At 72.0% G+C, this 23,382-nt stretch carries 19 protein-coding genes; 10 read left to right on the top strand and 9 right to left on the bottom strand.

What is annotated here, in order from left to right:
• Nucleotides 1-27: 27 nt before the first annotated feature.
• Both ACQB60_RS44350 and ACQB60_RS44345 read right to left on the bottom strand, forming a co-directional pair.
• Nucleotides 28-2,433, bottom strand: a complete 2,406-nt coding sequence (locus tag ACQB60_RS44350) for a beta-L-arabinofuranosidase domain-containing protein (RefSeq protein WP_496931793.1) — start codon at nucleotides 2,431-2,433, stop codon at nucleotides 28-30.
• A 115-nt stretch (nucleotides 2,434-2,548) separates the two neighbouring features.
• Nucleotides 2,549-5,248, bottom strand: a complete 2,700-nt coding sequence (locus ACQB60_RS44345) for a PA14 domain-containing protein (RefSeq protein WP_496931792.1) — start codon at nucleotides 5,246-5,248, stop codon at nucleotides 2,549-2,551.
• A 174-nt stretch (nucleotides 5,249-5,422) separates the two neighbouring features.
• Here ACQB60_RS44345 and ACQB60_RS44340 point away from each other — a divergent pair, with 174 nt between their 5' ends.
• From ACQB60_RS44340 to ACQB60_RS44310, 7 genes are all read left to right on the top strand, one after another.
• Nucleotides 5,423-6,436: a LacI family DNA-binding transcriptional regulator gene (locus ACQB60_RS44340; protein ID WP_496931791.1), complete on the top strand. Its 1,014-nt coding sequence runs from the start codon at nucleotides 5,423-5,425 to the stop codon at nucleotides 6,434-6,436.
• Between the two features lie 213 nt (nucleotides 6,437-6,649).
• Nucleotides 6,650-7,738: an ABC transporter substrate-binding protein gene (locus ACQB60_RS44335; protein ID WP_496931790.1), complete on the top strand. Its 1,089-nt coding sequence runs from the start codon at nucleotides 6,650-6,652 to the stop codon at nucleotides 7,736-7,738.
• Nucleotides 7,707-9,332: a sugar ABC transporter ATP-binding protein gene (locus ACQB60_RS44330; protein WP_496931789.1), complete on the top strand. Its 1,626-nt coding sequence runs from the start codon at nucleotides 7,707-7,709 to the stop codon at nucleotides 9,330-9,332. Before ACQB60_RS44335 ends, ACQB60_RS44330 begins: the two co-directional genes overlap by 32 nt.
• Nucleotides 9,325-10,290, top strand: coding sequence for an ABC transporter permease (locus ACQB60_RS44325; protein ID WP_496931788.1), 966 nt, complete (start codon nucleotides 9,325-9,327; stop codon nucleotides 10,288-10,290). The genes ACQB60_RS44330 and ACQB60_RS44325 overlap by 8 nt, the downstream gene beginning before the upstream one ends.
• 41 nt (nucleotides 10,291-10,331) lie before the next feature.
• Nucleotides 10,332-11,327, top strand: coding sequence for an ABC transporter permease (locus tag ACQB60_RS44320; RefSeq protein WP_496931813.1), 996 nt, complete (start codon nucleotides 10,332-10,334; stop codon nucleotides 11,325-11,327).
• A 60-nt stretch (nucleotides 11,328-11,387) separates the two neighbouring features.
• Nucleotides 11,388-12,110, top strand: coding sequence for an alpha/beta fold hydrolase (locus ACQB60_RS44315; protein WP_496931787.1), 723 nt, complete (start codon nucleotides 11,388-11,390; stop codon nucleotides 12,108-12,110).
• 195 nt (nucleotides 12,111-12,305) lie between these two features.
• Nucleotides 12,306-13,127 carry an acyl carrier protein gene (locus ACQB60_RS44310; protein WP_496931786.1) on the top strand — a complete coding sequence of 274 codons (822 nt, stop codon included), beginning with the start codon at nucleotides 12,306-12,308 and terminating at the stop codon, nucleotides 13,125-13,127.
• 74 nt (nucleotides 13,128-13,201) lie between these two features.
• On the opposite strand, the gene ACQB60_RS44305 is transcribed toward ACQB60_RS44310, so the two are convergent.
• Nucleotides 13,202-13,747, bottom strand: a complete 546-nt coding sequence (locus ACQB60_RS44305) for a MarR family winged helix-turn-helix transcriptional regulator (protein ID WP_496931785.1) — start codon at nucleotides 13,745-13,747, stop codon at nucleotides 13,202-13,204.
• A gap of 80 nt (nucleotides 13,748-13,827) precedes the next feature.
• On the opposite strand from ACQB60_RS44305, the gene ACQB60_RS44300 reads away from it, so the two are divergent.
• Nucleotides 13,828-14,880 (top strand): alpha/beta hydrolase, encoded by a 1,053-nt coding sequence (locus tag ACQB60_RS44300; protein ID WP_496931784.1) that lies wholly within the window; start codon nucleotides 13,828-13,830, stop codon nucleotides 14,878-14,880.
• A gap of 94 nt (nucleotides 14,881-14,974) precedes the next feature.
• On the opposite strand, the gene ACQB60_RS44295 is transcribed toward ACQB60_RS44300, so the two are convergent.
• Together ACQB60_RS44295 and ACQB60_RS44290 are read right to left on the bottom strand one after the other, a co-directional pair.
• Nucleotides 14,975-15,451, bottom strand: a complete 477-nt coding sequence (locus ACQB60_RS44295; RefSeq protein ID WP_496931783.1) for a DUF6069 family protein — start codon at nucleotides 15,449-15,451, stop codon at nucleotides 14,975-14,977.
• A gap of 168 nt (nucleotides 15,452-15,619) precedes the next feature.
• Nucleotides 15,620-16,258 carry a TetR/AcrR family transcriptional regulator gene (locus tag ACQB60_RS44290; protein WP_496931782.1) on the bottom strand — a complete coding sequence of 213 codons (639 nt, stop codon included), beginning with the start codon at nucleotides 16,256-16,258 and terminating at the stop codon, nucleotides 15,620-15,622.
• A gap of 81 nt (nucleotides 16,259-16,339) precedes the next feature.
• Here ACQB60_RS44290 and ACQB60_RS44285 point away from each other — a divergent pair, with 81 nt between their 5' ends.
• Both ACQB60_RS44285 and ACQB60_RS44280 read left to right on the top strand, forming a co-directional pair.
• Nucleotides 16,340-17,824: an MFS transporter gene (locus ACQB60_RS44285; RefSeq protein ID WP_496931781.1), complete on the top strand. Its 1,485-nt coding sequence runs from the start codon at nucleotides 16,340-16,342 to the stop codon at nucleotides 17,822-17,824.
• 193 nt (nucleotides 17,825-18,017) lie between these two features.
• Nucleotides 18,018-19,262, top strand: a complete 1,245-nt coding sequence (locus tag ACQB60_RS44280; protein ID WP_496931812.1) for a glycosyltransferase — start codon at nucleotides 18,018-18,020, stop codon at nucleotides 19,260-19,262.
• 44 nt (nucleotides 19,263-19,306) lie between these two features.
• Here the strand turns inward: ACQB60_RS44280 and ACQB60_RS44275 are convergent, their stop codons facing one another.
• From ACQB60_RS44275 to ACQB60_RS44260, 4 genes are all read right to left on the bottom strand, one after another.
• Nucleotides 19,307-20,533 (bottom strand): 4-hydroxybenzoate 3-monooxygenase, encoded by a 1,227-nt coding sequence (locus ACQB60_RS44275; RefSeq protein WP_496931811.1) that lies wholly within the window; start codon nucleotides 20,531-20,533, stop codon nucleotides 19,307-19,309.
• A gap of 103 nt (nucleotides 20,534-20,636) precedes the next feature.
• Entirely contained in the window at nucleotides 20,637-21,686 is a 1,050-nt protein-coding gene (locus ACQB60_RS44270; protein WP_496931780.1) for a hypothetical protein, read from the bottom strand.
• A gap of 94 nt (nucleotides 21,687-21,780) precedes the next feature.
• Entirely contained in the window at nucleotides 21,781-22,260 is a 480-nt protein-coding gene (locus tag ACQB60_RS44265; protein WP_496931779.1) for a carboxymuconolactone decarboxylase family protein, read from the bottom strand.
• The gene (locus ACQB60_RS44260; protein WP_496931778.1) at nucleotides 22,257-23,336 is read right to left on the bottom strand and encodes an NAD(P)H-dependent amine dehydrogenase family protein; all 1,080 of its coding nucleotides are present in this window, start codon (nucleotides 23,334-23,336) and stop codon (nucleotides 22,257-22,259) included. The genes ACQB60_RS44265 and ACQB60_RS44260 overlap by 4 nt, the downstream gene beginning before the upstream one ends.
• Nucleotides 23,337-23,382: the final 46 nt, after the last annotated feature.

Raw genomic sequence — 23,382 nt, 5'->3', positions numbered from 1 at the left:
GTACGACCTGGGAAGGGGGCGGCGTTCCTACAAGAACCTCCACAGGTGGTCCGCCGTCCCGTTGTCCTCGAACTGCACCACCTCCGCGCTGTTCTGCGTCGACATCCCGTCGACGCCCAGGACCTTGCCGCTGTGCTTGTTGCGGACGCGGAACCAGCCCTCCGTGTCCTGGTCGAGGCGCCACAGGTGATCGGCCGTCCCGTTGTCCTCGAACTGCACCACCTGCGCGCTGTTCTCGGTCGACATCCCGTCGACGCCGAGGACCTTCCCGCTGTGGCCGTTGCGGATCAGGAACCAGCCGTCGCCCCGGTCGACGAGCTGCCAGGCGTGGTCGCCGGTAGGAGTGTTGTCGAACTGGACGACGTGGGCGCCGTTGTCGAGGGACATGCGGTCGACGGCGAGGACCTTGCCGCTGTGCCTGTTCTCGATGCGGCGGAAGGGCGGGGCGGGCGTCCAGGCGGTGCCGTCCGGTGCGGCGGTCGGGAAGGACGTGAGGCGCAGCCGGGCCGCGCCCATGGGGATGAGCGTGATCTCCTCGACGGCCGCGTCGCTGCGGGCGGGGCTCTGCCGGAGCGGGGTGACGACGTGCTCGTCGTCGGCGGTCCACGCGGTGATGCGGCGGGCGCGTGCCGTCATGCTGACCGGGCTGCCCTCGTGGGTGAAGGGGTTGGCGGGGAGCGCGCCGCCGCGGCGGTGGACGGTGGGGGTCCGGCCGGGGACGAGGCCGTAGTTCCAGGGGGTGGTGGCGTGCACCTCCTGGTGGGGGAAGGTGGCGTCGCCGTCGTAACGGACGTACTTCTCCCCGATCTTGAGGGAGTACGTGAGGGGGCCGCGGTCCACGCTGACGGCGCCGTGCGGCCAGGTGCGCAGGGTGGTGCGCTGCGGCAGGCGCAGGGTGACCACGTCGCCGTCGCGCCAGGTGCGGTCGATCCGGGCGAAGGCGGGTCCGTCGGCGGCGGGCACCCGGCGGCCGTTGACCTGCACTTCCGGTGCGGTGCACCAGCCCGGGACGCGCAGGTACAGGGGGAAGGCGACGGGTCCTGAGGTGGTGGCGAGGGTGAGGCGGACCGTGTCGGTGAACGGGTAGTCGGTGTCCGACGTGACCGTGAGGCGCCGGCCCGCGCCGACCGTGGCCGTGACCTCGCTCGCGGCGTACATCGCGGCGGCGAGCCCGTGGTCGGGGGTGCCCAGCCACAGCTCCTCGGCGAAGTAGGGCCAGCCCATGCCGTAGTTGTGCGGGCAGCAGCGGTACTGGTGGATGCCCGGCTGGTACGCCTGCATGGCGAAGCCGTTCTGGAACTGGCCCTGCGTCTTGGCCTTGTCGTCGAGGTCGATGCTGTTGGCGCTGGTGATGTAGTGGACGCCCTTGCCTTCGGGGTCCAGCGCGGCGGGCAGCATGTTGAAGGCCAGGTCCTCGCAGCGGTCGGCCCACAGCGGGTCGCCGGTGAGCCGCGTGAGCAGCTCGTGGCTGGCCATGAACTCGACGATGCCGCAGGTCTCGAAGCCCTGGCGGGGGTCGGCGAAGCCGGGGCGGAAGTTCTCGTCGCCCGCGAGCCCGCCGCCGGGGAACTGCCCTTGTTCGGAGCGGGCCTTGGCGTAGGTGCGGTAGGTGGCTCGGGTCAGTTCCTCGTCGCCGGAGCGGCGCGCGTACTGGGCGGGTTCGCGGAAGCCCTGGGAGATGTTGACGTTGTGCGGCGAGGGGATGTTGTCGGACCAGTCGGCGCCCTGGGCGTGCATGGTGTCGCACAGGTCGAGGAGGAATGCGTCGCCGGTCCGCTCGTACAGCCATTGCGCGATGTCCTGGGCGTCGCCGAGCCGGTAGGAGATCCAGCTCTCCTTGAACACCTCGGGGCGCTGGGCGTTCATGTAGTGCAGGAAGCGGGTCAGGAAGGGGACGATGCGGTCGTCGTCGGCGTACTCCTGCCAGGTGCGCAGCGCCATGAGCAGCGGCAGGAAGGGCCAGAAGTCGGGTCCGCCGCCCAGCGCGGTGCGCAGCCGGCGCGGGCCGAAGAAGCCGTCGTCCTGCTGGGTGGCGAGGATCGCGTCGACCCACCTGCGGCTGGTGGCGAGGGCGGTGGCGTCGCGGGTGGCGATGGCGAGGGGGAGGTAGCCGCGCAGCCAGTACGGGAGTTCCTCCCAACCGTCGTTGTCGGGGTGGACCCAGCCGGTGGTGGCGAAGTCCAGATACGGGGAGATGTCCGCGAACTTGCCGCAGAGACCGGCGAGTTGCAGCTCCAGCTGCCCCGCCAGCCAGCCGCGCGCCCGGATGCTGCCGGTCTTCAGGCGGGTGAAGGCTTCGGGGGCCAGGGCGCTGCGGCCGCGCGCGGCGGTGGCGGTGGCGGCGTGAGTGGGGGCGGCCAGGAGCGGGGAGCAGGTGAGCGCGGTGAGACCGAGCGCACCGGCGTGCAGGAAGTCGCGTCGGTTCAGGGGCATGAGGGGCTCCAGACGAGGTGGGAGGTCCAGAGGGTGCGGGGGCACGGGGCTGCTCCCCCGGAGGCACCCGCTCCGCCCGCCGCAGCGGCCGGGGCGGGTGCCCGGAACAGCCGGCCTAGCGGGCGGCGCAGGGCAGCGTGCCGTCCTGCGCCCCCTTGATCAGCGCTTCGTGGGCGGCCTTGATGCGCTGCGCATCGCCCTTGAGCACCTTGCGGTCGTACGTCATCAGGCCGTTCAGCTCGCCCTCGACGTCGGTGATCTGCGTGTACACGGCGCCGTTTCCGCCCTTGCAGGCCAGTGCGCGGACCTCGTCGAGGCGCTTGAGGTAGTCGTCCGTGTACGTCTCCGGGTCGACGTTCACGTACGACATCTGCACCGACCAGGCGTGTCCCGGCACTCCGAGGCCGAGGCCGCCGTACTCGCCGCTGATCAGGGCCCGTTTTCCGTCGGGGGCGGGCAGGGCGGGGCTGGGGTAGCCGTGTTCGTCGATGAGGTCGCCCGCCTTGCCGTCGGCACCGAGGTTGATGCCGGACTGGTTGTTGACGAGGCGGGTCGGGTCCCAGGACTTGGCCTGCTCGGCGATGCGGGCGACGTCGTACTGGCCCCAGCCCTCGTTGAAGGTGACCCACATGACCACGGCCGGGCTGTTGCCGTGCTCGTCCATGATCTGCTTCATCTCGCGCTCGTACTCGGCGCGGGAGGCGGCGTTCGGGTCGACCCCGGCGGTCATCGCGGGCATGTCCTGCCACACCAGCAGGCCCAGCTTGTCCGCCCAGTAGAACCAGCGGTCGGGCTCGACCTTGATGTGTTTGCGGACGGAGTTGTAGCCGAGCTTCTTGTGGGCCTTGAGGTCGTACGCGAGGGCCTCGTCGGTGGGCGCGGTGTGCAGACCGTCGGGCCAGAAGCCCTGGTCGAGGGTGGCCATCAGATAGACCGGCTTGCCGTTGAGGAAGGTGCGCGGCGTGCCGTCGACCTTCTGGACGGAGACGGAGCGCATGCCGAAGTAGCTGCCGACCTGGTCGGCGCCGGAGCCGCTGCCCACGGTGACCTTCAGGTCGTACAGGAACGGGTCGTCGGGCGACCACAGGTGCGGCCTGGCGATGGTGAGGGTCAGCGGTCCGCTGCCCTTGCCGGACGCGGTGGCGACCTTCTTGCCGTTCTCGTACGCGGTGGCGGTGACGGGCACGCCGTCGCCGACTCCGCGTGCGGACACGGCCACTTGGCGCTTGCCGACGTCCGGGGTGATCTTCAGGGAGTCGGCGTGGTCGGTGGCGACCGGCTCCATCCACACGGTCTGCCAGATCCCGGACGACGGGGTGTACCAGATGCCGCTCGGGTCCAGGCGCTGCTTGCCGACGGGCGGGTTCTCCCCGTCCTTGGCGTCGGTCGGGTCGTAGACGCCGACGATCAGCTCCTGGGTGGTGCCGGGCTTGAGGGCGTCGGTGACGTCGGCACTGAACTTGTCGTAGCCGCCCTGGTGTTCGGTGACCTTCTTGCCGTTGACGTACACCTCGGCCTGCCAGTCGACGGCGCCGAAGTTGAGGTTCAGACGCTGTCCGGAGCCGATGCGCCAGTCCTTGGGGACGGTGAAGGTGCGCCGGTACCACATGCGGTCCTCGTGCCGTTCGAGGCCGGAGAGCTGCGACTCGACGGGGTAGGGCACGCGGATCTTCTCGGCGAGGTCCTTGCCGACGGGCGGCTGCTCCCCGGCCTTGGCGGCGGCGAACTGCCACCTGCCGTTGAGGTTCTGCCACTTGGTGCGGGTCAGCTGGGGGCGCGGGTACTCGCGCAGGCCCTTGCCGGACTCGGCGTCGTCGGCCCAGGGGGTGCGCAGTTCGTACGTGGAGTGGTTGGCCCCGCTGGACCAGAAGGCGCCGACGCTCTTGCCGCCGTCCGCGGCGGCCAGGCCGCCCTTGCCGTCGTAGCGCAGGTCGGCCATGCCGGGGGCGTTGCCCTGCTTGTTGCCGACGACCGGCTCCTTGAGGGAGACGAGGAGCGCGGTGGGGTCGGCGGGGTCCAGCGCGGCCTTGTCGAGGGGCCACTTGGCGCCGCCGATGATGGCTTCGACATGGTCGGTGAGGCCGGCGGGCGGGGCGGCCAGCTGCTGCGGGAAGGCGAGCCTGAGGGTGCGGCCGTCCTTCTCGACGGTGGCGTCGGTGGCCCCGTCGTAGTCCCAGCCCTCGGGGGTGCGCAGCACCGAGCGGGGCACGGCGGTCTTCTCGCCGCCGGGCGGGGTCCAGCGCAGGTGGAGGTTGGAGCCGCCGTAGTGCTCGAAGTACTCGAGCTTGATGTCGTAGGACTTTCCGGCGGTCAACTCGACGGCCTGTGAGGTCTGTTCCTTGTCCCAGTCGTCCACCCAGTGGTCGATGGCGAGCTTGCCGTCGACCCAGAGGCGGAAGCCGTTGTCGCCGGTGAGGGAGAACGTGGTCGGTCCCGTCGTGGCAGGGACGAGGCGGCCGGTCCAGCGGACGCTCACGTCGTCGCCCTGTCCGGTGGCGGTGCTCAGGCGCGGTTCCAGGTTGCCGAAGTCGACCTGGGGGTCGAGGACGGTGGCCTTGAGCTTGTCGAAGTCGAAGGCGCCGGGGGCGGATTGGGTGTAGTACTCCCCCTTGAGGCCCTGGATCTCGCCGGGCCCGGCGGCGTGTCCGGCTCCGGGCCGAGCTGCGGCTTCGGCGGCGGTGTCTACGGCGGTGTCGGCTCCGGCTCCGGGCGCCACCGCGAGTCCGGCGGCGCCGAGCGTGAGGGCGGCGAGTAAGGCCAGGGGGTTGCGCAGGCGTCGGGGTCTGCCCCGTTCGCTGGATTTCGGTGGGCGCACGGATCCTCCTTTGGTGAGGAAGGGTGGCGGCTCGTCGCTGCAGTCGGTACAACGAGTCTGTCTGTACAACGTTGGAAGGCGACGAGTCGCATGACAGCATGCGCCCCGGCGCGCTGTCCAGGGGGCGGCACGAGCCCTCCAGCCCCAGGCGCGTTATCGATGCAAGGAGAACCGGTGCGAGTAAGCCTCAAGGACGTCGCCGAGCGCGCGGGCGTCTCCATCAAGACCGTCTCGAACGTGGTGAACAACTACCAGCACGTCACCCCCGCGATGCGGACGCGGGTGCAGACGGCCATCGACGAACTGGGCTACCGCCCGAACTTGACGGCACGTCACCTGCGCAAGGGCCGCACGGGCATCATCGCCCTCGCCGTGCCCGAGCTCGGCAACCCCTACTTCGCCGAGCTGGCCGCGGCCGTCATCGACGCCGCCGCCGAGCACGACGTCACCATCCTGCTCGACCACACCCGCGGCGAGCGCGAGCGCGAGGTCCTGGTCAGCCAGGGCTTCAGGGCCGGGGTCATCGACGGGCTGATCCTCAGCCCGCTGGAGCTGGAGGCCGAGGACCTGCGCGGCCGCACCGACGACGTGCCCCTGGTGCTGCTCGGCGAGCGCGAGTACGACCTGCCCCACGACCACATCGCCATCGACAACATCGCCGCCGCGCGCACCGCGGTGCGCCATCTGCTCGGCCGCGGCCGCACCCGCATCGCCTACCTCGGGGCCCGCACCGACTCCGCCAACCGCCCCGCCCATCTGCGACTCCTCGGCTGGCGCGAGGAGTTGACCGAGGCCGGGATAGCCGCGCCCGACAGCCTGGTGGGCCCGACCGGCGGCTGGGACCGGGGCGACGGCGCCGAGGCGATGGCGCGGATGCTGGACGCGGGGGTCCGGCCCGACGCGGTGTTCGCCTATAACGACCTGGTGGCCATCGGCGCCATGCGGGTGCTGCACGAGCGGGGGCTGCGGGTGCCCTGGGACGTGGCGGTGGTCGGCTTCGACGACATCGCCGAGGGCCGCTACGGGGCGGTCACGCTGACCACGATCGCGCCGGACAAGCAGGCCATCGCGCGTCTCGCGGTCCAGTCGCTGCTGCGCAGCCTGGAGCACCCCGGCGAGCCCGGCGGGCGTGAACTCACCGCGGAATACCGCCTGGTGGAGCGCGAGAGCACCCTCGGGCGGCGCTGAGCCGACCCTCTCGCCGGACCGAGGACCCGGCGGACCCGGCAGCTCCGCGGGCGCCCAAGTGGCCGTGCGAGGAGGGTTTACAGCGTCTCTCCAACGATGTAAAACCCTCCCTAACGCCGAGCCGCGCACCGGAACCGCTCGCGATGTGCGCAGGTACCAATCCTCCCCGTGAGCGCTCCCAGGGCGCCGGGGCCGTGCCGTAATGGGGACTCCATGAAGCCGATCGCATCCGTTCGCCGCACCCCCGCCCGGACCCTCCTCGTCGCCGGCCTCGCCGCGGGCCTCGCGCTCGCCACCGGCTGCACCAAGTCCGAGGACGACGGCAGCTCCGGCTCCTCCTCCGCCAAGGGCGGGGCGGGCCAGTCGGTGAAGGAGAACAGCAGCGGAAAGACCTGCGCCATCGGCCAGTTCGGCGGCAAGAAGCTGGACCTGAAGAACGCCACCGTCGGCTTCTCCCAGTCGGAGAAGGAAGCGAACCCCTTCCGCATCGCCGAGACCGCCTCCATCAAGGCCGAGGCCAAACAGCGCGGCGTCAAACTGCTCACCGCCAACGCCCAGTCGCAGTTCTCCAAGCAGATCAGCGATGTGCAGGACCTCATCGCCAAGGGCGCCGACCTGCTCGTCATCGCCCCGCTCAACTCCGACGGCTGGGAGCCGGTGCTGCGCTCGGCCCAGGCCAAGCACATCCCCATCGTCACCGTCGACCGCAAGATCAACGGCGCGGCCTGCAAGGACTATGTGAGCTTCATCGGCTCCGACTTCACCGAGCAGGGCCGCCGCGCCGCCGACCAGATGATCGAGGCCACCGGCGGCAAGGGCGAGGTCGCGATCCTGCTCGGCACCGCGGGCAACAACGTCACCACCGAGCGCACCAAGGGCTTCGAGGAGCGCATCAAGGCCAAGGCGCCCGGCCTGAAGGTCGTCTCCCGGCAGACCGGCGAATTCGCCCGCGAGAAGGGCCAGTCGGTCACCGAGAACCTCATCCAGTCCAAGCCCGGCATCAAGGCCGTCTACGCCGAGAACGACGAGATGGGCCTCGGCGCGGTCAACGCCCTCAAGGGCGCGGGCAAGAAGCCCGGCGACGTCAAGATCGTCACCATCGACGGGACGCGCAACGCCGTCCAAGGCATCGTGAACGGCTGGATCAGCGGCGTCATCGAGTCCAACCCCCGCTTCGGACCGCTCGCCTTCCAGACCCTCGACTCCTTCACCAAGGGCGAGAAGGTCAGCGAGGACATCGTCATCAAGGACAGCGCGTACACGAAGGACAATGCCAAGTCCGACATCGACAAGGCGTACTGACGTGAGCGCACCCGCCGACGTCCTGGCCGTGCGCGGGCTGACCAAGCGGTTCCCCGGCGTCCTCGCCCTGGACGATCTGACCTTCACGGCCCGCGCCGGCGAGGTGCACGCCCTCGTCGGCGAGAACGGGGCCGGGAAGTCCACCCTCATCAAGGTCCTGACCGGCGTGTACAAGCCGGACGAGGGCGAGCTCTCCTACCGGGGCGAGCCCGTCTCCTTCGCCACGCCGCTCGCCGCGCAGCACGCCGGGATCTCGACCATCTACCAAGAGGTCAACCTCATCCCCCTGATGAGCGTGGCCCGCAACCTCTTCCTGGGCCGCGAGCCACGCAGCCGCTGGGGTCTGATCGACTTCGGCCGCATGCACCGCGAGACGGCGCGCGTGCTGCGCGAGTACGGCGTGGACGTCGACGTGCGCCGCCCGCTGCGCGAACTCGGCGTCGGCGCCCAGCAGATGGTCGCCCTGGCCCGCGCCGTCCAGGTCGACGCGCGCGTGGTCATCATGGACGAGCCCACCTCCTCGCTCGAACCGCGCGAGGTGGAGACGCTGTTCGGCGTCATCCGAGGACTGCGCGACCGCGGCATCGCGGTCATCTACGTCAGTCACCGCATGGACGAGCTGTACGAGGTGTGCGACACCGTCACCGTGCTGCGCGACGGGCGCCTGGTGCACACCGGGCCGCTGGCCGAGACCGACCGCCTCGGCCTGGTCGCGCTCATGCTCGGCCGCGACCTGGGCCAGGTGCGCGCCGAGGGCGTCACCACGTTCAGCGGCGAGCACGCGGCCGGGCAGGAACCCGTGCTCAGCGCCGAGGGCCTGACCCGCCCCCACCAGCTGCACAACGTCTCCGTGCGCATCCGCCCCGGCGAGGTCGTCGGGCTCGGCGGGCTGCTCGGCTCCGGGCGCAGCGAGACCGCGAAGGCGATCGCGGGGGCGCTGCCGATCGGCGCGGGGCGCGTCACCGTCGCGGGCGTGCCCGTGCGCACGGGCTCCACCCCGGCCGCCATCCGTGCCGGGATCAGCCTGCTGCCCGAGGACCGCAAGGCCGAGGGCATCCTGCCGGGCCTGTCGGTGCGCGAGAACATCGCGCTCGCCGCCATGCCGCGCATGTCCCGCTTCGGCCTGGTCTCCGAGTCCCGCGTCGACGCGATCGTGGACACCTTCATGAAGCGCCTGAGCATCAAGGCGTCCAGCCCCCGGCAGAAGGTCGGCGAACTCTCCGGCGGCAACCAGCAGAAGGTCCTGCTGGCCCGCTGGCTCGCCATGCAGCCCAAGGTGCTGCTCCTGGACGAGCCGACGCGCGGCATCGACGTCGGCGCCAAGGCCGAGGTCCAAAAGCTCATCGACGAGCTCGCCGACGACGGCCTGGGCGTACTGCTCATCTCCTCCGACGTGGAGGAACTCGTCGAGGGCTCCGACCGCGTGGTGGTCCTGCGCGACGGCGCCGTCGTCTCCGAGCTCACCGGCGACGACGTCACCGAGGGCCGCCTGATGCAGGCCATCGCCGCGGCGGCCGCACAGCACGCCGCTCCCCCGCCGGCCGAGTCCGGCGCCGACGCACCCGCCACCGCAGAGGGGACCACCCATGGCTGACCTCGCCCTGCGCAGAACGGCGGCGCCCGACCGTGCAGCCGTACTGCGCTGGCTCCAGGACTACGGCGTCTACGCGGGGGTCGCCGCCCTGCTCCTGTTCAACGCCGCCTTCACCGACCACTTCCTGTCCGCCGAGAACTTCCGCACCCAGGCCGTCCAGGTCGCCCCCGTCCTGATCGTCGCCCTGGGCATGGCCCTGGCGATCGGTACCGAGGGCATCGACCTGTCGGTGGGCTCGGTCATGGCCCTGGCCACCTCCCTGGTCTCCCTCTACATGGGATACGGGCCCTGGATCGCGCTCCTGGTGGTCCTCGTCGGCGGCGCCGTCGTGGGCCTGGCGGGCGGCTCGCTGATCGCCTTCATCGGGGTCCAACCCATCGTCGCCACGCTGGCGTTGATGGTCGGGGTGCGCGGCCTTGCCCTGGTCTTCCTGCCCCAGCTCAAGGACGTCAACGAACCGGGCATGGCGTCCCTCGGCTCCGGCGACCTGCTCGGCATCCCCTACCTGGCGCTCATCGCCGTCGCCCTCGCCGCGGTCGTGGCCTTCGCCGTCCGCCGCACCACCTTCGGCCGCCAGCTCCTCGCGATCGGCGACAGCCGCCCGGCCGCCCAGCTCGCCGGACTGCCCGTGCGCCGGGTACTGATCATCGTGTACGTGTGCTCCGGCGTCCTCGCGGCCATCGCGGGCTTCCTGGCCACCGCCCGCCTGTCGGCCAGCGACCCGACGTCGCTCGGCAACCTCATGGAACTGTCCGCGATCACCGCCGTGGTCGTCGGCGGCACCCCCCTGACCGGCGGCCGGGTCCGCATCGGCGGCACCGTGGCCGGAGCCGTCCTCATCCAGCTGCTGACGGCCACCCTCATCAAGCACGACCTGCCGCCCTCCTGGACGCAGATGGCCCAGGCCGCGGTGATCGTCCTCGCCGTGTACGCGGCACGGGAGAGAGGCAAGCGGTGACGACCACCAACTCCACGATGAAGACGCCCGGCACCCCCGTCATGACGGTCACGGCCCCCGAGGAACCTCCGGCGGTGCGCCGGGGCGAGCGTCTGAGCGCCCTGGCCCAACAGCACGGCGCGCTGGTCGCGTTGCTCGTCATCGCGACGGTCGCCTCGTTCTCCTTCGACTCCTTCGCCACCGACGGCAACCTCACGAACATGGCGCTGACGTCGGCGTTCCCGGCGCTCATCGCGCTCGGCATGACCTTCGTCATCATCACCGGCGGCATCGACCTCTCCGTCGGCTCGGTGTTCGTCCTGGGCGGCGTCCTCGCGGCCTGGGGCTCTCAATACGGCACGCTGGTGGGCCTGTTGGCGCCCCTGGCCGTGTGCGGTCTCATCGGCCTGGTCAACGGACTGCTCGTGGCCCGCACGGGCCTCGCCCCCTTCATCGTGACACTGGCGTCGATGCTGGCCGCGCGCGGTCTCATGCTCAACATCACGGACGAGGGCGCCACGACCTACCTGATCGGCAAGAACTCCGTCCTCTCCCGACAGCTGGGCCAGGGCGAACTGCTGGGCATCGGCGTCCCGGTGTGGATCACGGTGGCCCTCTTCGTCCTCGGCGCGGTGGTGCTGCGCCGCACCCGCTTCGGGCAGCGCGTCTACGCGGTCGGCGGCAACGAGGACGCGGCGGCCCTGATGGGCGCCCCTGTGGCCCGCACCAAGACCTCGGTCTACGTCATCTCCTCCCTGACCGCCGGGCTCGCGGGCATCCTCAACGCGGCCTGGCTCGCCTCCGGGGTGACCATCCTCGGCTTCGGCATGGAACTGGACGCGATCGCCGCCGTCGTCATCGGCGGCACCCTCCTCAGCGGCGGCCTCGGCTACGTCAGCGGCTCTCTGGTGGGCGTGCTGCTCCTGAAGGTGATCCAGAACATCATCAACCAGATCGGCACCCTCGACTCGGCCTACCAACAGGTGGTCAGCGGGGCGTTCCTGGTCCTGGTGATCATCGCGCAGACGTGGCTGGGCAGGCGGCGGAGGGTGGCCTAGCACGCACATCGGACCCCACACCCATGCCCCTGTGTCGGTCCTCTCCACTACGGTGCGAAGATGTCGAACTTCGTACTGGTCGCAGGGGCATGGCTCGGATCGTGGGCGTGGGACGAGGTGGGGCCGGGGCTTCGGGAAGCCGGCCACGGCGTCCATCCGCTGACGCTGTCCGGCCTCGCCGAGAGGCAGGACGAGCCGGCCGCGGGCGTCGCCGGACAGAAGACCCATGTGCAGGACATCGTCGGCGAGGTCGAGCGCCTCGACCTGCGTGACGTCGTCCTCGTCGGGCACAGCTACTCCGGCATCCCGGTGGGGCAGGCCGCCGAGCGCATCGGGGGCCGCCTGCAGCGGGTGGTCTTCGTCGACGCCAGCGTCCCCGTCGACGGCGAGTCGTTCGTCTCCACCTGGTGGCAGGGCCCGGACCAGCTCCAGGCGGCGCTCGACGCCAACGGCGGCATGTGGGAACCGCTCACCGCGCCCGACTGCGAGGGCCAGGAGCTCACCGGCGAGCAGATCGCCCGCCTCACGGGCGGGGCCACGCCGCACCCCGGCGCCTCCCTGGCCGAGGCCGCCGTGCTCGAACGGCCGCTCGGCGAGCTCCCGGCGACCTACATCAAGTGCCTGCTGGACGGCGCAGATCCCCAGGGCGACGCGGCAGAGCTGCTGGCCGGCAGCGACCGGTGGCGCCTCGTCGAGATGGACACCGGCCACTGGCCGATGTTCTCCCGGCCGCGCGAACTGGCCCGGATCCTCGTCGACGAGGCGGCCCGGGACGGCCACTGAGCGCACTCCTGCGTCCAGGGGCTCCGCCGACGGGCGGGCGAGGACGCGGCGAACGCGACGTGTACGGCCGATGCACTCTCGGCGCACCGCACGGACCTCTACAACCTCATCCGGTCCCGTGCGTGTCGAACTCTGCGCCTGGTCGCAGCAGATCAGGCGAGACCGACGACACCACCCACGGACTACGGAGTTCCCGTGCACCTTCGCCTACCGGTCGCCGCCCGGCTGACCGCGGCCGCCGCTCTCGCGCTCGCGACCGTCGTGGCCGCAGCCCCCGCCCACGCCGCGCAGGCCGCGCCCGCGCAGGACGAGCCGCCCGCGCAGGAGTTCACCGTGACGCTCTCCAGCAGCGCCGCGGCGACCGACTACGACCACCGTTCGACGAACCTCAGCGGCACCGTCACCCGCGCCGACGGCACCCCGGTCGCGGACGCGCCGGTCAAGCTCGGCAAGGACGTTCAGTACAACACCTGGAACCCCTGGGGCGACCCCATCGACCCGACCGAGCGGGAGAGCCTCGCGCTGGGCACCGTCCGCACGGACGCGAACGGCCGGTTCACGCTCGACGACGTGCGGGCCGACCGCTGGCAGGACACGGCCAGCGGCTACCTCTTCCCCCGCCACCAGGTACTGTTCTGGGCCACCTACGATCCGGGCGACCCCGACGACAACCACTACTTCTACGGCGATACGACGGTCAATGTGAAACCCGTTGCCAGCAGCATCAGTTACCACGTGAACCGCACCAAGGTGCGCGCCGGGGACACCCTCCTCGTCACCGGCAAGGTCACCTGGCCCGACGGGCACGGTCCGGTCGCGGGTACCCGGGTGCTGCTGCGGACGTACTACGAGTCCGCGTACAACGCCCAGGCCACGACCGACGCGCACGGCAACTTCGCCGTCCGCGCCAAGATCCGCGACTACGACAACCAGTTCGTGGTCTTCTCCGCGCCCAAGGACTACTACGTCGCGGGCGCGGACAAGACGCTGCCGGTCAAGAACGTCACCCGTCCGTAGCACCGCCCGAGCGCCCGCGTCGACGAGCGACCGCTCCTCGTCGGCGCGGGCGCGTACGGGGTGCCGGCCGGCGCTCAGTCGACGTCCGGCATGAGCGGCGGGCCGTCCTCCTCCACGGCGAGAGCCACCGTCCGCAGCAGGGCGGACAGCTGCCCCAACTCCCGCTCCGTGAGCGGCGCGAGCAGTGCGGCCTCGGCCTCCCGCTGGTCGTCGATCACCGCCGCCCACGCAGCGGCGCCCGCGGGCGTCAGGGCCACGAGCAGGCTGCGCCGGTCGCCCTCCGCGTGCTCGCGCGCGATCAGCCCGGACGTCTGGAGGCGGTCGAGGCGGTTGGTGAGCGTGGCGGGATGGACGCCGAGTCCCTGGGCGAGGCGTGTCGGGGTCATCCGGTAGGGCGCTGTGGCCGAGCGCAGGCGCCAGAGGATCTCGTACTCCCACAGCTTCAGGCCCTGGCGCGCCAGCGCGGCCTCCTTCTGCCGCTGCAGGTGCCGCACCAGCATCTGCATGCGGGTGACGGCACCCTCCAACTCCGGTACGAGCCCGGGGACTTCGCTCCGCCAGCGTGCGATGTGCCGGTCGACCGAGTCCGCCGCTCCCGCCGCCTTCTGCTGTGGTGTCACGGTGCCACCCTACCCGCAGGAATTACCGACTCAGAAATTACCGATCCAGATATTTTGATTTCGTAGTAACGTCTCGCGGCATGTCCTCCTTCACCCCCTTCACTCTCAGCGGCCGCATCGACGAGCACGTCATCGACAGCGCGCTGCTGCGCGACAACCCCCTCGGCGACCCGGCACAGCGCCCGCTGTGGGTCTACACACCACCCGGTTACGACGAGGCGTCCGAGCGCCGCTACCCCGTCACGTATCTGCTGCTCGGCTACGCGGGGACGCTGCCGATATGGCGCAACCGCACCCCCTTCCGGCAGCCCGTGCCCGAGCTCGCCGACCAGCTCTTCGCGCGCGGCGAGGCGCCGGGGACGCTGCTGGTGTTCGTGGACGCCTGGACCGCGTACGGCGGCAGCCAGTTCATCGACTCGCCCGGCACCGGCCGCTACCACTCCTACCTCTGCGAGGAGGTCGTGCCCTTCGTCGACGCCCGCTACCGCACGCTCGCGGCCCGCGAACACCGCGCCATCGCGGGCAAGTCCAGCGGCGGCCTCGGCGCCGCGCTCACCTCGATGCTCCGCCCCGACCTGTTCGGCGCCTTCGCCACCCACTCCGGCGACTCGCTGTCCGAGGCCCAGTACCACCCGCACTTCCTCACCGCGGCACGCCAGCTCCGGCCCTACGGCGGGGACATCTTCCGCTGGTGGGACGACTTCCGCTCGCGGGTCGCCTTCACCAAGGAGGAGGACCTCAACCTCCTGGAGATCCTCGGCGTCTCCGCCTGCTTCTCCCCCGGCCCCGACGGCACGCCCACCCTCCCCTTCGACCCGCGCACCGGCGCCCTGCGCGAGGAGGAGTGGGAGCGCTGGCTGGCCTGGGACCCCGTCCGCATGGCCGCGGCGCACGGCGACGCGCTCCGCTCCATGCGGGGCATCTGGATCGACGCGGGCACCCGCGACGAGTGGTTCCTCGACCTGGGCGCGCTGGCCTTCCGCGACGCTCTCACGCAGGCCGAAGTGGCCGACGAGCGCGTGCACTTCGAGCTGTTCGAGGGCGGCCACATCGCCGTCGAGTACCGGATGCCGCCCGCGCTCGGGTGGCTGGCGCACCGCATCGCCGCGCCCGCGGCATCGACGGCCACCTGAGCCCCCCGGCCGCGCACACGACCGAGGGCAGCGTCCCCGTCGCCCGGGGAGGCTGCCCTCTCGGTTCGTGCGGTGGCGGCGGTGGGGCCGCGGCTCAGCGGGTGGGCCGCTCGGCCAGTCGTACGGCGATCGCCGGGACGATGACCGCTGCGGCCACCAAGTGCGCGACGGCCAGCACGATCTGGGTGGAGACCGCGGTGTGCGGGGCCATGAACGGGGGCGCCAGGGAGAGCGCCGTGAGCACGACCGTCGTGACCGTGAAGGTGCGGGCCGGGCGCTCGGCCCAGCGGGCGAGGGCCACCGCGAGGACGACGCCGACGACCGCCCAGAACAGCACGCCGCTCGCGAAGCCGAAGTTCGGGATCGGCTCGGCGGCGTCCGCGCCGGGGCTCGCGGCCTTCATCGGGACGCCCAGGGCGCGCATGACCTGCGCGTAGACCTCGGTGACCAGCGCACCGGCGAGAGCGGCGAGGACGCCCGCCCGCCACACGGGCTGGGCGGCGAGGAAGGAACGGACGCGGCCCGAGGTGCGGGTGGTGCGGGCGGCGGAGAGAGCGGTGGTCGCGGTCATGGTGTGCCTCCGGGGAGTGACTCGGGCGAACTGCCCTGTGGCGTCGCTGTCACAGAGGTAGACCGGGACTCCGTACGGAACTCATCGCTCGCGGCGGAGGTTTCGAGAGGCACGTTCGGCGCAGCACCGCGCAAGCCACTTCCACGACGCCGGGTGGCCCGACTGCCACTAGGAGAGGCCGCGTTCGTGGTGACTCTGATAGTGCTTGCGCCACTTCGGGGTCGCCGCGCCGCCCATGACCGTCATGACGACGTCGTGGGCGAGCGTGTCGGTGACCGGCAGGTGGCCGAACAGGACGCGGTGGTACGTCGTCGCGGCCACCATGTCCAGGAGCAGGCCGATGTCGGCGTCCGGTGCGAGGTCGCCGCGCTCGATGCCGCGGCGCAGGGCCGCCTCGGTGGTGGCCCGCCGGGGGTGGAGGATCGTCTCGGTGAAGAGCCGGTCGAGTTCCGGGTCGTCGGCGAGCTCGGCGATCAGCGCGGGCAGGGTGCGCCGGCCGAGGGTGCCGCCGAAGGCGTTGGTGAGGGTCTCGATGCCGAGGATCAGGTCGCAGTGGGTGCAGCCGGTGTCCGGGGTGGGCGCGGTGCCGAGCGACTGGGCGAGCGCCGCGATCACGAGGCGCTGGCGCGAGGCCCAACGGCGGCGGATGGCGGGCTTGGTGGTCCCCGCGCGCCGCGCGACCGCCTCCATCGTCAGGTGCGGATAGCCGCTCTCCTCCAAGAGCTCCAGCGTCGCCGTGAGGATGGCCGCGTCGAGGCGGGTGTCGCGGGGGCGGCCGGCGGTGCGGGCGGCGTCGGGGGTTGCCATGGGGATCAGTATAGGTAGCATTCAATTTCGTTCCGATCCGGAACGGAATGTATTAGTGTCTCTAGTGGAGGGGGTTCACCCGTGCCCGACCAGGAGACCGCCGTCGACGGCGGTTCACCCACGTCCCCATCGGCGCCGCCGACCGTCGAGGCGGCCCGCACAGCCGACCGCGACAGCGTGTTCCGCGCCCCGTACGCCGCCCTGACCTGGGGCATCGTCCTGTCCGTCGGGCTCGTCGCCTTCGAGTCGATGGGCGTGGCCACGGTGCTCCCCGAGATCGCGGGGAAGCTCGGCGGGCTCAACGCCTACGGCTGGGGCCTGTCCGCGCTGATGCTGGCCAACCTCATCGGCACCGTCGCCGCCGGACTCACCGCCGACCGGCGCGGCCCCGCCCGGCCGCTGGGGGCGGGCCTCGCCGTGTTCGCGGTGGGCTGCGCGGTGGCCGGATCGGCGGGCAGCTGGCCGCTCTTCCTCGCCGGACGATTCCTCCAAGGGCTGGGCGTGGGCGCGGTGATGGCCCTCGCGTACACCGCGATCGCCCTCGCCTACCCGGAGCGGCTGCGGGCGCGGATGTTCGCGCTCGTGTCCGGCGGCTGGACGGTGCCGTCGCTGATCGGCCCCACGGTCGCCGCACTCATCGCCGACCACGCCTCATGGCGCGGCGTGTTCGTGCTGCTCCTGCCGCTCATCGCGATCGCCGCCGCCCTGGCCCTGCCCCCACTGCGGCGCCTGAACAGCACCGCGGACGGCACCGCGCGTCCCTCCACCGCCCGGTGGTGGACCGGACCCGTCGCCCGCAGCGTCCTGCTCGCCGCCGCAACGGCCGTACTCCTGGCGGGACTTCAACTGCGCCGGCTCACTCTCCTGATCCCCCTGGCGCTCCTGGGAGCGGCGGTCGCCGGGTACGCGCTGCGCTCGGTCACCCCGGCCGGGACGCTCTCGGCACGCCACGGGGTGGCGGCCGGTGTGGTACTGCGGTTCCTGCTGTGCGGGGCGTACTTCGGCAGCGAGGCGTTCCTGCCGCTCGGCCTGGTGGAGCTGCGCGGGCTGAGCGCGGCGCAGGCGGGGCTCGGCCTGTCGGCCGGTGCGATCACCTGGGTGCTCGGGGCCGCCTGGCAGGGCCGGGCCGACGGGCGCTGGAGCGGCCGCTCCCGTGCGGTGCCCATCGCGCTGGGCTTCGTGGTGCTGCTGGCCGGCATCGCGGTGATGGGGGTGGGCGTGCTCGTCGACTCCGTGCCCGCGCTCGTCGCCGTCGTGGGGTGGGCGATCGGCGGCGCCGGGATGGGCGTGGCCTTCAACGCCGCCACGACCGATGCGATGGAACAGGCCCCCGCCGACCGCCAGGGCGAGGCCAGCGGCGGCATGCAGCTCGCCCAGACCCTCGCGGTCGCGGTCCTCAGCGGCCTCGGCGGCGCGGCGATCACGCTCTCCGGCGCGTACGGGGGTTCGGTGACGCTCGCCCTGACGATCACGTTCACGCTGACGGGGGCGCTGGCCGCGGCCGGGATCGTGCTGGCACGACGCATCAGGCCGACCGTGAACAGCGCGGCGCCACACACCAGTTGAGGAAGCGAAGCCGTCGGAGCCCCATCGGAGCCCGCTGAAGCCGGACGCGAAAAGGGCACGGAGGTCGTCGTCCTCCCTGCCCTTTTCAACGTATAGCCCACCGGGGGGCTTGCGACAAGCCCCAGGTCATGCCGCAAGATGACCGGCCGAAGCCAGGACCTGCGGAAAAAAGGGGGCCGACCCAGTGGGTGCGGTGCGTGTGGTGTTGTCGACGTGGGGGTCGCGCGGGGATGTCGAGCCGCTGGCCGCCCTCGCGGTGGGGTTGCGGGACCTCGGGGCCGAGGCGCGGGTGTGCGCGCCACCGGACGAGGAGTTCGCGGAGCTTCTGGCCGGGGTCGGCGTGGAGCTGGTGCCGCTCGGCCCGACGGTGCGCTCGGTGGTGGCCGGCGAACGGCCGCCGAGCGCGCAGGACGCGTTCCGGCTGGCGCCCGAGCTGGTCGCCGCGCGGTTCGCGACGCTCTCCGCGGCGGCCGAGGGGGGAGATGCGATCCTCGCGACGGGCCTGATGCCTGCGGGCGCCCGGGACGTGGCCGAGGTCCTCGGCATCCCCTACCTGTTCGCGTGCTTCCATCCGTTCGGGCTGCCCTCACGGCACTTCCGTCCGGGGCGGCGGCCCGGCACACCGTCCCCGCAGGACGAGACCGACCTCGAGGTGCTGTGGGAGCAGGACGCCCAGCGCGTGAACGGCCTCTACGGGGAGGCGCTCAACCGCCACCGGGCGGCGCTCGGCCTCCCGCCCGTGGACAACGTCCGCGACCACGTCTTCACCGACCGCGCCCTGCTGGCGGCCGACCCGGTCCTGGGCCCGTGGCAGGAGCTGACGGAGCTCGACCTCGTACAGACCGGAGCCTGGATCCTGCCGGACGAACGCCAGCTCCCGGACGACCTCCAGGCGTTCCTGGCATCCGGCGAACCTCCCGTCTACGTGGGCTTCGGCAGCATGGCGTCGTACGCCCCGAAGGACGTCGCCCGGGTGGCCATCGAAGTGCTCCGCGCACAGGGCCGCCGCATCCTGCTGGCCCGCGGCTGGGCCGGACTGTCCCGGATCGACGCCGGGGACGACTGCTTCGTCGTCGGCGAGGTCAACCAGCAGGCCCTCTTCCCCCGGGTCGCCGCCGTGGTGCACCACGGCGGCGCGGGCACCACGACGACGGCCGCCCGCGCGGGCGCCCCGCAGGTGGTGGTCCCCCAGATCGCGGACCAGCCGCACTGGGCCGCCCGCGTCGCCGACCTGGGCATCGGTGTGGCCCACGACGGCCCGACCCCCACCTTCGCCTCCCTGTCGGCCGCGCTCGGCACCGCCCTGTCCCCCGGGACCCGGTCCCGGGCGAAGGACGTCTCCCGCACGATCCGCACCGACGGCGCGACGGTGGCCGCGCGCCTGGTGCTCGACGCCGTCGGGCGCCGACAGCCGCCCGCATCACGCGCCTCGTCCTGAACGTCGACGACGGACTTCGACCGGCCGACATCACCTCCTGCCAGCTACCCCTCCCAGCCCTCGGTGGCCTTCCCGATGTACGACTCCGCGAACGCCACCGCCGCGCCACGTGAGGTGAGGATCCGGTCCAGGCGGGCCGCCGCCGTGCCCGCCTGGAAGGGGTCGCCGGACGAGGGGCCGTGCAGCAGGTGCCCGAACCACTCGGAGAACTCCTGGTCGCGCCAGACGCGGCGCAGGCTCGCTGCCGAGTAGCCGGTCAGCCCGCTGTCGTCGCCCCGGGCGCAGTGCGCGATGAGGGCGTCGGCGAGCAGGAACGCGTCGTTCAGGGCGAGGTTCATGCCCTTCGCGGCGATCGGCGCCGTCAAGTGGGCCGCGTCGCCCGCGAGATGGAGGCGGCCGTGGGTCATGGGCGCGACGACGTAGTTGTGCATGTCGAGCATGCGCTTCTCGATCAGCCGCCCTTCGGTGAGGGGGCGGGCCCCTGCGGCCGCGAGGCGGGTGTGGAGCTCGGACCAGACGCGGGCGTCGGGCCAGTCGTCCGGGGTGTCGCCGGGCGGGCACTGGAGGTAGTAGCGGGTGATCTCGGGTGTACGGGCCATGTGGGCGGCGAGTCCGCGCGGGTGGATGCCGAAGACGACGCAGTCGCTGGAGGGCGGGGCCTCGGCGAGGAGCGCGAGCCAGCCGATGCCGTAGTCGTGCCGGGCGAGGGTGGTGTCCTGCTCCGGCAGATAGGTGCGCGTGACGCCGCGGGCTCCGTCGCATCCGGCGATCGCCGCGCAGGCGATACGTCGGCGCCGTCCCGTCTCCGGGTCTGTGTACGTGACCGAGGGTTCTTCGCTGTCGATGTCCTGGAGCGTGACGTCGCGGACGGTGAAGCGGATGTCGCCGCCCGCCTCGTCCGCGTACTGCCGGACCAGGTCCGTGACCAGCAACGGCTGTGGGTACACGTAGTGGTGATGGCCCGTCAGCTCGGCGTAGCGGAAGGCGTGGCGGGCACCCCCGTACCGGAACTCGCACTCGCTGTGGACCGGGGCGTGGGCCAGGAGCCGGCCGGCGAGGCCGTGGCGGTCGAGGCCGCGGACCGCCCACTCCTCGATGAACCCGGCGCGGGGCCGCTGTTCGATGAAGTCCCTGCTCTCGGTCTCCAGCACGACGCAGTCGACGGCGGCGGCGCGCAGGATGTTGGCGAGGGTGAGTCCGGCGGGGCCCGCGCCCACGATGACGACGTGGGTGCGTTCCGGAACAGGAGAAGAGGGAGAAGGAGTGGACAGGGTCGAAGGGGCGGAAGGGGTGGGGGCGGTCGACGCCTCGGGGTGTGCCACCCCGGCATTATGTCGGTGATCCGTCAACCTGGCCCCTGCCCCCAACTCGGCCTCACTGCAGGCTGATGCGCGGCGGATGGGCCGGGTCCACGGGGCAGGCGAAGACGTTGAGCCGTCCCCAGCGGCTGACCGTGACCTTCGTCGGCGTCGAGGAGCCGTGCTCCCCGATCAGGTGGCGGTCCTCGACCGGGACCCAACTGCGGTTGCCGCCGTCCCACTCGGAGCTGGCGATGGTGAGCAGGGGGTGCATCGGCTGCCCGCAGGCGCAGGTCATGGTGCCGGGCCCGGTCACGTTCCAGGGGGCGAAGCCACCGACCTTCCACCCCGGGGCGATGGAGAGGTCCGACTGGTAATCGCAGCCGGGCCCGCCACCCTCGCCCTCGCCCCCGTCGACTCCCTCGCCCTCGCCCTCGTCGTCGTCGCCCTCCCACTCCTCGATCCGCTCCAGCAGTTCCTCCGGCAGCAGTTCCCCGTACTCGTACTCCGTGACCTGCTCCGGATGCAGGACGCACGCCTGGGGCACATAGCCCTCGAAGCCGACGACCTCCGGCTCCGGCTGGTCCGCCAGCACTTCGCCCACGTCCTCCGCGCGCCGCCACACGAAGCGCACCGACATGCCGTAACCGCCCTCGCCGTGCCGGTCGAAGGGGCACCACAGGATCTGGAGGAGGTCGGCGCCGTCCGGCCCTGCGGCCAGGTCGGGCAGGTCGCGGCGGTGGAGCTGGGCCAGGGCGAGAAGCGGGACGGGAGTCGTGCCGGACGGGTCGCGCGGTGCGTGCCGGGCCTTCTTCTCCAGGTCCTGGAGGAGCTGGCGTTCGTCCTGCGTGGGGCCGGGGTCGGCGTCGCGGCGCCATGCCTCGTCGAGGATGCGGCGGCTTCGCCGTATGTCTTCGGTGCGCAGGCCGCGCCCGCGTTCGTGCGGCTCCGTGCAGGTGGGCCAGGGTTCGTCGGCGGGCCACAGGAAGGGCCCGCCCACAGAGCTGTCGTGCACGCCGGGGGCGCCGGGGCGCGGGTGGAGGCGGGTGGCTGTGCGGCGGTGTGCGGCCAGTTCGGGGAAGAGCGCCTCGACGTCGAGGGGGCGGGGCGGCGTGGTGCGGGTCATCGTCCGACCGTAGTCGGGTGTTCCCGCACCCGCCGCGTGCGGGGCTCGGCGCCGGGTGGTTCAGCGACGTTGGTGACGTGGACGGCCGACGGCCTCAGTGGCCGGGCAGGACGCAGACCGCGTCGATGCCGAGCACGTGGTTGAGGCGGCCGAAGGCCAGCCAGGAGCCGATGCTCATGGTGAGCTCCACGATCTCGGTCTGGGTGTAGTGGGCGGTCATGCGGTCCCAGAACGCCTCGTCCAGGCCGTGGTGGTCGAGGGCGTACCGCTCGGCGTACTCGGCGGCCAGGCGGGTGCGGTCGTCGAAGGCGTCCGTGGTGCGCCACTCGGTGACGGCGTCGGCGAAGCCGTCCTCGACCTTCTCGCCGTCGCGGTCGGTGCGCCAGTCCAGGCAGAAGAGGCAGCCGTTGATCTGCGCGACGCGCAGCCGCGCCGCCTCGAACTCCCGCAGGCCCAGCGTCGTGTGCTCGTACACCGCCATCGAGAAGTTCGCGGCGGCGGGCCCGATGCCGGGGACCATCTCGCCCCACACGTAGCCGATGGCGTCCTTCCCCTCGGGAACGTCGATGATCATGAGTGTTTCCTTCCGAGTCTGCCGACTGCGGGGCGCAGCGGGACGTCGAGGGCGTCGTAGAGGCCGGGTTCCGCGTCGATGAGCCAGTCGATGGCGTTGACCAGGCGGCCGACCGCGGTGGCGTTGCCGCCTGCGGAGCGGTTGTCGCCCTCGTCGGCCGCCTCGACGGTGACTTCGATGCGTGGCCGCCCCTCGATGGTCACGCGGTGGGCGCCGCTGCCGTCTGGCGGCGAGGGCCAGTCGGGGGCGGCGGAGGGGTGGATGCGGGTGATGTGCTCGATGACGATGCGGGGTTCGCCGTCGACGATGCCCTGGACCTCGAACCGGACCGCGCCCTGCGTACCGGCCTTGAAGACGCCCATGAGGCGGGTGGTGACCGTGGTGTCGAGGGCGCGCCGGTCCATCGTCTCGCGGATGTCGTCGAGTTCGACGCCGAGGGCGCGGGCCATGAGGCGCAGCTGTCCGCCCCAGACCATGGTGGGGATGGTGGGGGCGAGCATGAGCGGCTCGTACTCCATGGGGTGGCCCATGCCGATCAAGTCCCGTACGGCTGTTTCCTGTTCGTACGTGGAGTAGTCGAAGATCTCCTGGCAGCGGATGGCGTCGATCGTGGAGCCGAGGCCGCTCATGAGCAGCGGCAGGACGTCGTTGCCCCAGCCGGGGTCGACGCCGGAGACGAAGAGGGAGCCGCCGCCGTCGGCGATGGCGGCGAGGACGGGGTCCCGGAATTCGGGCGGGGCGCTGCGCTGGTCGTAGAGGGGATACAGGGCGGGCGTGACGACGACGGCACCGGCGCGCAGGGCGCGGGTGATGTCGGCGAGGGCGTCGTCGGGGCGGAGGTCGCCGGAGGCCGCGTAGACGACGGCGCGCGGCCGGGCGGCGAGCACCGCTTCGATGTCGTCACTGGCCGCGACGCCCAACTCGCCCTCCATTCCGGCGAGTTGAGCTGCGTCGCGGCCGACCTTCCGCGGGTCGTGGACGAGCACAGCCGAGAGGTTCAAGAGCGGGTGGGCCTCGACGGCGCGGATGGCCGCGCGTCCGACATTGCCCGTTCCCCAGACCACCGTGGCAAACATGCGCGGAGGGTAGCGCCGACCTCGCGAGGTTCCCATACGTGTGCGG

The organism is Streptomyces odontotermitis, assembly GCF_050510915.1.
Lineage (GTDB): Bacteria > Actinomycetota > Actinomycetes > Streptomycetales > Streptomycetaceae > Streptomyces.
This window is presented reverse-complemented; position numbering and strand designations above follow the sequence as displayed.

What these genes read in the sequence shown, in the direction of transcription:
- ACQB60_RS44295 (WP_496931783.1), bottom strand. Translation starts at nt 15,451, where the DNA reads ATGACCGCGACCACCGCTCTCTCCGCCGCCCGCACCACCCGCACCTCG.
- ACQB60_RS44325 (WP_496931788.1), top strand. Translation starts at nt 9,325, where the DNA reads ATGGCTGACCTCGCCCTGCGCAGAACGGCGGCGCCCGACCGTGCAGCC.
- ACQB60_RS44320 (WP_496931813.1), top strand. Translation starts at nt 10,332, where the DNA reads ATGACGGTCACGGCCCCCGAGGAACCTCCGGCGGTGCGCCGGGGCGAG.
- ACQB60_RS44350 (WP_496931793.1), bottom strand. Translation starts at nt 2,433, where the DNA reads ATGCCCCTGAACCGACGCGACTTCCTGCACGCCGGTGCGCTCGGTCTC.
- ACQB60_RS44290 (WP_496931782.1), bottom strand. Translation starts at nt 16,258, where the DNA reads ATGGCAACCCCCGACGCCGCCCGCACCGCCGGCCGCCCCCGCGACACC.
- ACQB60_RS44260 (WP_496931778.1), bottom strand. Translation starts at nt 23,336, where the DNA reads ATGTTTGCCACGGTGGTCTGGGGAACGGGCAATGTCGGACGCGCGGCC.
- ACQB60_RS44335 (WP_496931790.1), top strand. Translation starts at nt 6,650, where the DNA reads ATGAAGCCGATCGCATCCGTTCGCCGCACCCCCGCCCGGACCCTCCTC.
- ACQB60_RS44330 (WP_496931789.1), top strand. Translation starts at nt 7,707, where the DNA reads ATGCCAAGTCCGACATCGACAAGGCGTACTGACGTGAGCGCACCCGCC.
- ACQB60_RS44315 (WP_496931787.1), top strand. Translation starts at nt 11,388, where the DNA reads ATGTCGAACTTCGTACTGGTCGCAGGGGCATGGCTCGGATCGTGGGCG.
- ACQB60_RS44300 (WP_496931784.1), top strand. Translation starts at nt 13,828, where the DNA reads ATGTCCTCCTTCACCCCCTTCACTCTCAGCGGCCGCATCGACGAGCAC.
- ACQB60_RS44270 (WP_496931780.1), bottom strand. Translation starts at nt 21,686, where the DNA reads ATGACCCGCACCACGCCGCCCCGCCCCCTCGACGTCGAGGCGCTCTTC.
- ACQB60_RS44265 (WP_496931779.1), bottom strand. Translation starts at nt 22,260, where the DNA reads ATGATCATCGACGTTCCCGAGGGGAAGGACGCCATCGGCTACGTGTGG.